11 protein-coding genes are annotated in these 11,993 nt (G+C 48.5%); all 11 read right to left on the reverse strand.

All coding sequences use genetic code 11. The features are described 5' to 3' along the window. Positions 1 to 290: 290 nt before the first annotated feature. The 11 genes from smc to EDC56_RS00940 all read right to left on the reverse strand — a co-directional run bounded on the left by smc (position 291) and on the right by EDC56_RS00940 (position 11,970). Positions 291 to 3,806, reverse strand: coding sequence for a chromosome segregation protein SMC (gene smc / locus EDC56_RS00890; RefSeq protein WP_123710653.1), 3,516 nt, complete (start codon positions 3,804 to 3,806; stop codon positions 291 to 293). Positions 3,807 to 4,066: 260 nt separating this feature from the next. Further along, a complete protein-coding gene (ccmI, locus tag EDC56_RS00895) occupies positions 4,067 to 5,323 on the reverse strand; it encodes a c-type cytochrome biogenesis protein CcmI (RefSeq protein ID WP_123710654.1) in 1,257 nt (418 codons plus the stop codon). Next, on the reverse strand, positions 5,320 to 5,814 hold the full coding sequence (locus EDC56_RS00900) for a cytochrome c-type biogenesis protein (protein WP_245980622.1): 495 nt from the start codon (positions 5,812 to 5,814) through the stop codon (positions 5,320 to 5,322). Before EDC56_RS00900 ends, ccmI begins: the two co-directional genes overlap by 4 nt. Positions 5,815 to 5,816: 2 nt before the next feature. Further along, on the reverse strand, positions 5,817 to 6,365 hold the full coding sequence (locus EDC56_RS00905; RefSeq protein ID WP_123710655.1) for a DsbE family thiol:disulfide interchange protein: 549 nt from the start codon (positions 6,363 to 6,365) through the stop codon (positions 5,817 to 5,819). 3 nt (positions 6,366 to 6,368) lie between these two features. Then, positions 6,369 to 8,321: a heme lyase CcmF/NrfE family subunit gene (locus EDC56_RS00910; RefSeq protein WP_123710656.1), complete on the reverse strand. Its 1,953-nt coding sequence runs from the start codon at positions 8,319 to 8,321 to the stop codon at positions 6,369 to 6,371. Positions 8,322 to 8,326: 5 nt separating this feature from the next. Beyond that, a complete protein-coding gene (gene ccmE / locus EDC56_RS00915) occupies positions 8,327 to 8,797 on the reverse strand; it encodes a cytochrome c maturation protein CcmE (RefSeq protein ID WP_123710657.1) in 471 nt (156 codons plus the stop codon). Between the two features lie 78 nt (positions 8,798 to 8,875). Then, positions 8,876 to 9,064 carry a heme exporter protein CcmD gene (gene ccmD / locus EDC56_RS00920; RefSeq protein ID WP_123710658.1) on the reverse strand — a complete coding sequence of 63 codons (189 nt, stop codon included), beginning with the start codon at positions 9,062 to 9,064 and terminating at the stop codon, positions 8,876 to 8,878. Positions 9,065 to 9,079: 15 nt separating this feature from the next. After that, complete coding sequence (locus EDC56_RS00925; RefSeq protein ID WP_245980623.1) at positions 9,080 to 9,832, reverse strand: heme ABC transporter permease; 753 nt, start codon at positions 9,830 to 9,832, stop codon at positions 9,080 to 9,082. A 184-nt stretch (positions 9,833 to 10,016) separates the two neighbouring features. Further along, entirely contained in the window at positions 10,017 to 10,721 is a 705-nt protein-coding gene (gene ccmB / locus EDC56_RS00930) for a heme exporter protein CcmB (RefSeq protein ID WP_123710659.1), read from the reverse strand. Further along, positions 10,718 to 11,347 carry a cytochrome c biogenesis heme-transporting ATPase CcmA gene (gene ccmA, locus EDC56_RS00935; RefSeq protein ID WP_123711717.1) on the reverse strand — a complete coding sequence of 210 codons (630 nt, stop codon included), beginning with the start codon at positions 11,345 to 11,347 and terminating at the stop codon, positions 10,718 to 10,720. The genes ccmB and ccmA overlap by 4 nt, the downstream gene beginning before the upstream one ends. A gap of 284 nt (positions 11,348 to 11,631) precedes the next feature. Further along, positions 11,632 to 11,970 (reverse strand): Hpt domain-containing protein, encoded by a 339-nt coding sequence (locus EDC56_RS00940; RefSeq protein WP_123710660.1) that lies wholly within the window; start codon positions 11,968 to 11,970, stop codon positions 11,632 to 11,634. Positions 11,971 to 11,993: the final 23 nt, after the last annotated feature.

Below are 11,993 nucleotides of genomic sequence, written 5' to 3' on the forward strand. Positions count from 1 at the left end.
CTAATACCAATAAGACTAGGACAGCTCCTGCGATTAGCATCCACTCCCTCATTCCTAGCTCCATATCACTGACTCCATCAACTTCGCCTTTGCCCTTTTATTCTCGCATTAAATATACAAAACTTTAATGTTAGAGAGATACTTACTAATAGTAAATCGATTGGATCAACGCTACTGCTAACAACCCATCCATGGGGGTATTTACGATGCGCTTATTAAGCATTATAGCGAGCGAGGGGCGATTTAGCTCTTCAGCCCATCACGACTTAACTCTTTCTGCCTAAACCGACCTACAAAGCAGCAAGCTCAGCTGCCTCGTCAATATCAACAGTCACCAGTCGCGAGACCCCAGCCTCCTGCATCGTTACACCCATTAACTGATCGGCCTTCTCCATCGCGATCTTATTGTGCGTAATATAAATAAATTGTACGGTTTTTGACATCTCTTTAACGATATTGGCATATCGCCCGACGTTAGCATCGTCAAGCGGGGCATCAACCTCGTCCAACATGCAGAATGGCGCTGGATTAAGGCGGAAAATTGAGAACACCAGAGCCAACGCCGTGAGCGCCTTCTCACCACCACTTAACAGGTGGATCGTCGAGTTCCGCTTACCCGGGGGGCGAGCCATAATGGTTATACCGGTACTTAACAGGTCATCTCCGGTAAGCTCCAAATAGGCACTTCCCCCTCCAAAGACTTTAGGAAATAGCTCCTGCAAGCCGCCATTTACCTGATCAAAAGTTTCCTTAAACTTAACCCTAGTCTCTCTATCGATACGACGAATCGCGGACTCTAATGAATCCAGTGCATCAACCAAGTCAGCATTTTGATCATCCAAATAAGTTTTCCGTTCCGATTGTGTCTTGTACTCTTCGATAGCCGCCAAATTTATCGCGCCGAGACGCTGAATTCGTGTCGCAATACGTTGCAAGTCTTCTTGCCAACGCCCTTCATCAGCCTCAACTGGAAGGTCGGCCAGCACCTCATCCAGCTCAAACTCAGCTTCCTCTAGACGCTCCTGAAGCGCTTTACGCCTCACCTCAAAACTCTGACCTTCGAGACGATGCTTCTCCAGCTCCGCACGAAACTGTTGCGCTTGGTTCTCACTATCAGCGCGCTTCTTTTCATTGCTGCGCATCTCTTTATCGATAACCTCAAGAGCTTCGCGTGCCTTAGTGAGACTATCCTCTACTTCTAGCCGCTGCTCCAACGCCTCCTCCAGCTCTTGCTGGACATCATCGACCGGCATACGACTCTCGGCAAGTAGCTCCGCAACCTCAGCCTTATTCGCCTCAAACTGCACGCGCTGAGAGATAAGCCGCTGTAGACCTTGCGAGATCGCCCCAACCTGAGCTTTCAACGACTGAGCACGCATCTGTAGCTGATGCGCACCCTCCTTATCTTGACGTGCCTGGCCCCGTATACGCTCCAGCGACTCTCTATTTTTCTCTCGCTCAGCCAGCAACAGCTCACGACGTTCACTATCGAGCTCCATTGCATCAAGAGCTTGCTGTAACTCCATTCTTGATTCACTGAGCGACTCCTGCTCCATAGAAAGCTGCTCACGCTGTTCAGCAATCTCAGCATCTATATTCTTTCGACGCATAACAACCTGTTCAAGCCGCGCCTGCAGACCGCTCAACTTAGCACTTAACTGTCCATGCTGCTGACTCTGCTGCTTGACCTGAGTGGCTATCACCTCACGCTGTTGCTCCGCTCGCTGTACAGCTTCGCGACACTCTTGCTGCTCTGTTTGGAGCGACTCGATCTCAGCTTCTAATACTTGCAGCCTTTCACCTAGCTCAATCAGCTCTTGAGCACGGCCAATAATACCTGCCTGAGCATCTTCACCTCGATTAACCCGCAGCCAATCTCGGCCCAGCCACAAGCCTTCCTGAGTAACGACAGACTCCCCTGCCTGCAACTCTGCTTGTAGTTGCAGCGCAGTAGCGAGATCATCAACCACATAGACGCCCTGCAGCAAGCCTGTCACCGCAAGCCCATCGACCTTGTCGAGTAACAAACTCGCCGTGATATCTGAACCAGTCAGAGGCACAGATGCTCCCTCTCTACGAGCAACAAAACTCACAGCCCCTTTACTCAGCTCAGCCAAATTCTCTGTTGCAGCAGCAACATCATCGACACAAACAGCCTGCAAGTAATCGCCCAAAACCGTCTCAAGTGCTCGCTCATAACCCGGCTGCGCCTTTATCGTCTCGCCCAGCCTTTTATATTCACCCAGCCCTGCAGACTCCAGCCAGTCACTGACCACTGCATTACCCTGGCCAAGGGCAGCCTGCTGCAATGTTTCTAATGAGGCGTGGCGGCCGCGTTTAGACTGAAACTCTTCCCGCGCGGAACTTAATTGCTCGCCAACTTCTTGTAACTCGGCCCTCTTGCTAGAAATTGCCTGCTGCAGTGACTCCACAAGCTCTTGGTCCGACTCAGCCTGCAACTCAAGCTCAGCCAGCTCCTCTTGTAAAATCTCAATCTCTTCGCCATCTTGACCACTAACCAGCTCTTGTTGCTCAGCCTGTAACTTACGAATACGGTCATCTAAGCGGCGCAACACTTGCTCAATATGCATAATTCGCGACTGCTGCACTTCAGCTTGTTGCTTAGGTTGCTGCGCTTGCTGGTTAAAGCTATCCCAGCTCTGCTGCCATTGCTGCTGCTCTTCTTCTGCCTTTAGCAATAATACGGCTGATTCCTCTTCGCCTGCGGCAAGAATCTCTAACTCTGGCTCAATCTCTAATAGCTCCTCACTAAACTGTTCGAGCTGCTCCTCATCCATCTGAATTTGTTCAACAACATCGCTAATCGACACCTGCACCTTAGCTAGGTCAGCGGCGAGCTGCGCCTCACGCTGCTTCTGGTGTTGGATGTTCTGCTCAGAGCGCGCAATTTCAGCTCCCAACGCATAAAACTTTGCCTGTACACTATTAAAGTGCTCGGTAAGCTCACCATGCTGAGTACGTTGCGCATCAATGGCAGACTCAGCACCTAAGCGCTGCGTGATCATATCCTCAAGCGACTCTTCTAAGGATTTGATCCGATCCTCTTGATTACCTGCTAAGCCATCAAGCTCTCGCCACTGAATCGCTTGCAGTTGCGCCTTCAGCAATCTCTCTTGTGCCTTGAATTCAGTATATTGCTCTGCCGAGCGGGCCTGTCTTTTCAAGTGAGAGAGCTGCCGTTCAAGCTCATCGCGTATATCAGTCAAGCGCTCAAGGTTTTCAAAAGTACGCTTCATGCGACTTTCGGTGTCGCGCCGGCGCTCTTTATACTTCGAGATACCCGCCGCCTCTTCAATAAACACTCGCAACTCTTCAGGTTTGGATTCGATTAGCTTACTAATCATCCCCTGCTCAATAATCGCGTAAGAGCGCGGCCCCAAGCCCGTACCAAGAAAAATATCGGTAATGTCACGACGGCGGCATTTTACGCCATTGAGGTAATAGCTGTTTTGAGCCTCGCGCGTTACCTTTCTTTTTATGGAGATCTCAGAGAAACGTGCGTATTCACCAGTTAGACTGCCATCACTGTTATCAAAGATCAGCTCGATGGTTGCCTGCCCCACAGGCTTACGCGCATTTGACCCATTGAATATGACGTCCGTCATATTTTCGCCGCGTAAGTTCTTCGCTGAACTCTCACCCATTACCCAACGCACTGCGTCAATGGTATTTGACTTACCGCAACCGTTTGGACCGATAATCGCGGACATATTGCTGCTGAAGGTGACCGTAGTAGGGTCGACAAAAGACTTAAATCCGGCGAGTTTTATTGACTTCAAGCGCATAAATAATTATTCGATTCCCACATACGACCTACATCGTATGATTTCCAACCTAGCACGACAAACCACGCTGCAAGTTATCAACCGAGACTACAGACGTCGGCATCAATACTCTTAAATAAACCTACAGCTACAGGCGATAATTGATTTCAATGGATAACCCAAGTGTATAACCTTTCGACGTATTTAACTACGTTGAGACATAAAAAAGAGCCCGTAAACGCTTCCGTTTACGGGCTCTTTCTGAATGAGCAAATCAACTTTTAGAGCTGTTTGTCTATCAGTAGGTCGAGCTCATGGGTCTTTTTCGGCGACAGTGGCGCACTAACCGCCTGCCAGTCTCCCTTAGAAGGTGAGACTTTGCCGCTTTTAGTGATCCTGGCAATAATCTCAACCTGCTCAAAGCTAGACATGTTCATGCCGGCCATCATCGACATTGAATCATCAAGAGTCACCGTCAAAGGCAAGGACGCTACGGTTGTGCGATGAATTGCCAGTGGCATCTTAGGTCCATCAACAGCCCTCGCATAGACAAAGACCGTATCAGTCGCAGATGCGCTAACACCGTCAGCCAATGCGATACTCACAGAGATCGATGCTGCAGGTACTGCATTATCTACCTTAGTCACGCTCTGATCCTTAGCCGCATCATCAACGGCTGCGTTTGCTAGGCCCTCAACATGACGAACAGTGTCCGCCAAAAGTTGACCGTTTCGCGTATTCGGCGGTGTTACGCGCTGCAAACGCTTCCAGTAAGTTAACGCTTTCGGATAATCTTTTAGAGTATAAGCATCCATTGCGACCAAGGCCAATAGCGTCGGCTGATTTGGATCCGCCTTCAATATCCGCTCAATGATCATCTTTAAACGATCGTCGATTTTGCGATCGTTTGCCAGGTACTCCGACTGCACGTATTCAGCAGCTAATGACATATCGCCCGGCATCAACTTAACCAAGCGCTTAAAAATAGCTGCTGCTTCCTTAAAATTCTCCTCACGCATCTTTAAAGAAGCTAGTAGGTAGAGGTTGCCTGGGTTATCGTTGCCCTCAAGCTGCTGGGCTAACTTGTTAGTCATCAACTCTAGCTGTTTTGGCGGCACGGCTCCACTTTCACCAGCTGCGGTCAGCTTCTGCCATTGCTGGGCGATAATCACGTCATCAATCGCACCCAACTTGCCGTAAGCAAATATAGCCATTAACGCCAACACCCCGGCACAAATCACCACAGGAAGCTTGCTACCGGCATAACTGGCGACATTCTTCTCACAACCTTCAGTATCTTCAAGTAGCGAGAGTTTGAGCTCTGCCAAAAGGCGCTCAAACTCACCCTCACTCAAACGCTGTTCAGTCAACTCAAGCTCAAGCTCACCTTGGCGCTGCTTAAAGGCAGCAACATTCATCGCTTTACGCTCTGCTGCTGTATCTACTTTTACTGAGTGCTTGCCCAGTACAGGAACGACAACGATGGCAATAGCGAACAGCAACATTAATGCTGCGATTATTATAAACTCAATCATCATTTGTCGTTTTCACCGTCCAATAGTTTGTCTATCTGTTGTTGCTGCTTTTCGGATAGGGCCGCTGCACTCTCATCAGACTTTACCCCCAGCTTTGCCTGCGCACTACGGTGACGACGGACAAGCAGTATGACGAAAACAATCCCTCCTAGGAGCAGACCTAGAGGACCGAACCACAACACAATCGTCTCGTGGTTTAAACGTGGTCGATAAAGAATAAAGTCGCCGTAACGGTCAACCATAAAAGCGGTAATTTCAGTGTCGCTTCTACCATCTTTCAACTGCTTATAGAGCTGCTCGCGTAGATCTTTGGCAATTGGTGAGTTTGAGTCGTTTAAGTTTTGGTTTTGACATTTTGGGCAGCGCAGCTCCGTGGTGAAATGGTGATAGCGCTTCTCCTGCACATCGTTATCAAACTGATAGGTTTCAACAACCGCAAAGCTTTGTGCACTGATCATCCAAGCAGTAAGAACAAAGGCAATATATTTCATCATGACTACTGCTCCTCTGCCCGCAATCTATCGACCACTGGCTTCAAATCTTGTAGCCAAATATTCATATCAACTTCACCAACATGCTTATAACGAATAACCCCCTGACGATCGATCACATAGGTTTCTGGTGCGCCATAAACACCGAGATCAAGCCCTAGCCCACCTTCTCGGTCAGCAATGTTAACCTCATACGGATTACCTAGCTGGCGCAACCACTGCATCGCCTTTGCATCTTCATCTTTGTAGTTCAAACCAATAATAGGAATGCCAAACTGGCGAGAGATATCCATTAGGTGGGGATGCTCAATACGACAGGTAGGACACCAGGTCGCCCAGACATTGAGCAAGATCACCCGCCCTTTCAGATCCGCTTCGGTCATGGTCCGCTCAGGTGTCTCTAATGCCTGTATAGAAAACGCTGGCACTGACTTGCCAATCAACGCGGATGGTAAAATTTGTGGATTGTAGCCCTCACGCGTCAACATACTATAAAACATTCCACCCAACGCTACACAAAGCAGTAGCGGGATAAACATTCGTAAACGTCCCATCGTCTAAGCCTCGATTACTTTCTTTGCTTGCAAGCGATAGCGCTTGTCGAATACAGCCAATGTTGCACCCAGCGCCATTAATATCGCGCCCAACCACATCCAGCGCACAAATGGCTTGTAGTGCAGACGCACTGCCCAGGCACCGTCACCTAGGGGCTCACCCATAGCGACATAAACATCACGCCAAAGCCCGCCATCAATAGCCGCCTCTGTCATCATCTGCCCGGAGGCTAAGAATTGACGCTTTTCAGGGAAGAGCTCAAAACTTTTGCCATGACGCTCAACACCAAAGTGCCCTACTTCAGACTGATAGTTTGGCCCATCGACATGCTTAGTACCATGAAAGGTAAAACTATAGCCTGACACCTCAAGCTTATCTCCTACCACCATACGAACATCACGTTCGACGTTATATTGACTGGTTAGGCAAACACCAATAATCGCCGCCGCCATACCTAGGTGACCAAGCTGCATCCCCCAATACGATGGAGTCAAGCGCCGCACTGAAGCTAGAAAGCTAGAACCGTTTCTTGTCTTATCCAGAAAGTCTACGAGTAAGCAATAAACCAGCCATCCTGCAAAGGCAATCGTTAAGGCTGCCCCGACACTATATTCAGGCGCATCATAGAGCAGCGGAAATAACGCTCCAGAAGCAACACTAATAATCAGCGGCAACCAAAGCTTAAGTTTCATCCGGCTCAGCTCAGTGCGCTTCCAACGAAGCAGTGGTGCTGGCGCCATAAAGACGACCAACAGCGCGATAATCGGTACAAACAAGGCATTGAAGTACGGCGGCCCAACAGAGTACTTACCCATCCCCATCGCATCCATAAGTAACGGGTAGAGAGTACCCAGCAACACCATAATGGCAGCAATAACCAATAACACATTGTTAATGAGTAGGAATACCTCCCTAGAAAGGAAGTTAAAACTGACTTTTGAGGCTACTTGTGGGGCACGCAACGCATACAACAGTAATGAACCGCCTACCACCAAGGCCAAGAAGGCAAGAATAAATAGCCCTCGCTCTGGATCTGCTGCAAAAGAGTGTACAGAGGTAAGTACACCTGAACGCACAAGGAACGTACCCAGCAGGCTCAAGGAAAAAGCAAAAATGGCTAACAAAACCGTCCAGCTCTTAAAGGCACCACGCTTTTCTGTAACCGATAACGTGTGCACCAGAGCCGTACCCACTAACCACGGCATGAATGAGGCGTTCTCGACAGGATCCCAAAACCACCAACCTCCCCACCCAAGTTCGTAATAAGCCCACCAACTTCCCAGAGCGATACCAATAGTCAAAAAAGCCCATGCGACGTTTGTCCAAGGGCGCGACCAGCGTGCCCAAGCACTATCCAAACGACCTGAAATCAGCGCGGCAATTGCAAAAGCAAAAGGCACCGCAAAACCAACATAGCCGAAATAAAGCATAGGCGGGTGAATAATTAGACCAATATCCTGCAGCAGCGGATTAAGATCATTCCCTTCAGAAGGTGGGAAAGGCAGCTCACGCGCAAATGGATTAGAGGTAAAAAGCAAAAATAACAAGAAACCAACGGCTATAAGCCCCATCACCGACAACACTCGGGCAACCATATCATCAGGCAGAGAGCGCGAAAATATTGACACAGCCAGAGTCCAGGAAGATAGAATCAACACCCAAAGCAGTAGCGATCCTTCGTGCCCACCCCAGACGGCGCTTATCTTAAACGCGACGGGCAGCAGACTGTTCGAGTTCTGCGCCACATAGCTAACCGTGAAGTCGTCGCCAACAAAAGACAAGGTTAGACAGAAAAAACTTATCAGCACAAAGACAAAAAGCCCCTGTGACAGTGGGCGCGACATACGCATCCACAATAGGTTGTTGGAAGATGCGCCAGCCATAGGAATAACGGCGAGCGCCATACTCATACACAGGGCTAAAATCAGCGAAAAATTGCCTAGCTCAGGAATCATAAAGCTCAATCACCTAATACGGAAGTGGGTAGTTGTTTCTGGCTATCATTGTAGCCTGACTTATCGAGCGCTTCTGATACCTCAGGAGGCATGTAGTTCTCATCGTGCTTGGCTAACACTTCAATAGCGACGAAGACGCCTTCGTCATTCAGTGTGCCGTGGCAGACAACGCCCTCACCTTCAGAAAACATATCCGGAAGGATCCCCTCGTAGACTACCGGTACCTCAGCCGCAAAATCAGTAACGACAAACTCAATACGCAAAGAGTTCGGGTCACGCTTAACGCTACCTTTCTTCACCATACCACCAGCCCTGATTTTGCGATCAACCGGCGCTTTACCTTCGGCTATTTGCGTTGGCGAGAAAAACAAGTTCATGTTTTCACCCAAGGCATAAAAAACCAACCCTGCCGCCAACGAGGCCCCTAACACAATAATCATTACGATGATTAACCGCTGCTTGCGCAGTGGATGCATAGCCATTTACTACTCTCCAAAAGCTAACTTTTAAATAACAACCACTTCAAATTTATGGGCCGGCGATGAAATGCCTGCTCAAACGCTTTTTTGACTCCGATCAAGGCGTCTTAGTTCATTTTTTTGCAACAAAACAAAACGTTTTTTTACCCGAAGTGGCTGCACAACCAAGGAAATAAGCACAACCGCCGCGACGGCATAGGCACCCCAAACATAAGGACCATGCCCACCCATTGCGATAAGATCTTGAATACTATCGAAGTACATTGATTAAGCCCTCTATTATTTAGACTGCAAAATAATCGCCTTGACCCATTTCTGGTGACGATAACGAATGAGGGTTTCTGTGCGCATACGCAGCATCAACACCGTGGCATAAAAGACGTAAAAACCAACAATCATCACAACTAAGGGCTGCCACATAGAGGGGTGCATGGTCGAAGGCTCAGTGATTTTCAACGATGCGGGTTGATGCAAGCTATACCACCAATCGACAGACTTGTAGATGATCGGTATGTTCACCGTCCCGACAAGAGCCAAGACTGCACAAGCTTTCGCTGCAACCTCTTCATTCTCAAAGGCTTCGTAAAGCGCGCTGATGCCTAAATAGAGGAATAACAGCACCAACATCGAGGTATTACGTGCGTCCCATACCCACCAAGTCCCCCAGGTAGGCTTACCCCAAGTAGCGCCGGTGATGAGCGCCAACAGTGTCATTGCTGCACCAATAGGTGCTGCACACTTAACCGCAACGTCGGCCAGTTTCATCTTCCAAATAAGGCTAACTGCACCCGCAATGGCCATCACATAGTAGCCTGCTAACGATATAAACGCTGCGGGCACATGGATGAATATAATGCGGTAACTATTGCCCTGTTTATAATCAACCGGGGCAAAGGCTAACCCCCAAACCGCCCCACCAATTAACAAGGCAGCAGTAATAACCGCGAACCATGGCAGCATCTTATCAGTCAATTGATAGAACCATTTTGGCGAGCCAAACTTATGAAACAGCGTATAAAGGTATTTTTTCATTAGAGTACAAATTGCAATGAGGCCAAAAAACGATACGCAGTGTAGCATTTTGTTGCCATCAACGGTCAACCAAGCGAGCTACCTGCACCATAAATTATTTACTGCTGCGGACGTTCTTTGCCTATATATTAATTCGTATCACAAAAAAGCATGATGATTAAGACAATCGGCGTAGACAATACCGCTAACCTTCTACACTGATACGCAACGCCCCCGCAATCGCAAAGGGCGCTAGCGTAACCGAGCCTGCTAGCAACGCTCCTAGAATAGCAAGATGACCTGCATACTCATGCGAAGACGCCGCAGAGGTGACGGCACCAGCGCCAAAAATCAAGACTGGCGTATAAAGAGGCAATACAATCAAAGAGATAAGAATCCCTCCCCGCCTCAGCCCCACCGTCAATGCAGCCCCTATAGCACCCACATAGCTCAGCACCATCGAGCCTAGTAGCATGCTGTATACCAACGGCATGACAGCATCAAGTGGCAAATAGAGCATTAATGCCAACAGGGGCGCAAACAAAGTGATCGGCAGGCCTGTAATCAACCAGTGCGACAAGACCTTCGCCATAACCAACAAGTACAGCGGTTGAGGCGCTAACAAAAGATGCTCCAGTGTGCCGTCGTCATAGTCACTGCGAAACAAGCTATCCATCGATAGCAAACAAGCCAACAGTGCCGCCACCCAAACGACACCCGGCGCCAACTCTGCGAGAACCTTGCGCTCGGGGCTTACACCAAGAGGAAACAAGGCGATAATAATCAAAAAGAATATCAGTGGGTTAAATATATCTGAGCGACGGCGATAGGCTAAAGAGAGATCTCTTTTCAATACGCCAAAAAAAGCGCTACCAAGACTAGGCAAAGTATCAGGGCTAAGCACCTTCATAGTGATCCCCCCAACTTTAATGCCGTAACTTGGCGGCTTATATCAAGCTGGTGGTGCGTTGTCAGCACGACCGCACCACCACGCTCAGCATGTCCGGCAATAAACTGCTCGAGCTCCGCCACCCCCTGCTTATCGATAGCCGTAAAAGGCTCATCTAGAATCCATAGCGGCGCACTACTGAGGTGTAGTCGCGCGAGGCTCACTCTGCGCTGTTGCCCCGCGGACAATGAGTGACAAGGAGAGTCCTCAAAGCCATATAACCCCACCTCATCCAACGCTTTCATCAACTGCTGATCACTAAAAGCTTCTCGACTTGAAAAATACCAACGTAAATTCTCCATCGGCGAAAGAATTGCCTGATTGCCAGCCGCATGCCCCATAAAGACCATGTTACGTTGATAATACTGCCGAGTTTTTCGCACATTCTCACCGTCAAAGAGCAGCTCACCAGTATAACGCGCAGAAAGCATCGCTAATATCCGTAACAGCGTCGTCTTCCCTGTTCCGTTAGCTCCTTCTACCTGTAGAATCTCAGCACGAGAAACCGAAAATGACAAATCGTTAAATAAGTCACGATCAAACCAGCCTCCAGTAAGACCTTTTACCTCTAACAAAGGTGACGACAAAACAGGCACACTCCAACACTAAAAAGTTTAAAAGGTTTCCCTTGCATACTAGGGCTATCGGCTTAGCCGAAGAGTATATCGCAAAGCCCCTAAAGTCAGAAGTTCCTTTACACTGTCTTATTGGTATTGGGTAATAACCACACATACTCAGCATTGCGACAGCTTATGCAAGCGGAAGTGAGGCGAGAACAACACGGAAATTTAGTGACAAAAACACGCGAGATGAATTGACGCTTTAACGAACAACACCACCGAACAAAGGCTCAACAACGACTCTTTCGCTACTAGATTTTACTCAAACACGTAACTACAGACCGATACTCACGCTTTACTTGGTCGATAATAGGGTCGGCCTCCGAGATATCCCCCTCGTAACCCATGTCTTCCAATTGCTTACAGAGCCGACTCAATGCGATCGCCCCCATGTTGCTAGCACTCCCTTTAAAGCTATGAGCACTAACACGTAAACTTTCAGCCACGCCTGACTCAACCGCTTTATCAAGACTTTCAATCCGTATTATAGAATCGTTAATAAAGGTCTCAACAAGTAGAGGGTAGTCATCCTCCATCACATCTTTTAACTCTGCCAACATAACAAGATCTAGATGATCAGCTGTTTGCATTCACTTTGCTCCCTTATAAACAG

Origin of the sequence: Sinobacterium caligoides (genome assembly GCF_003752585.1) — a bacterium.
GTDB lineage: Bacteria > Pseudomonadota > Gammaproteobacteria > Pseudomonadales > Sinobacteriaceae > Sinobacterium > Sinobacterium caligoides.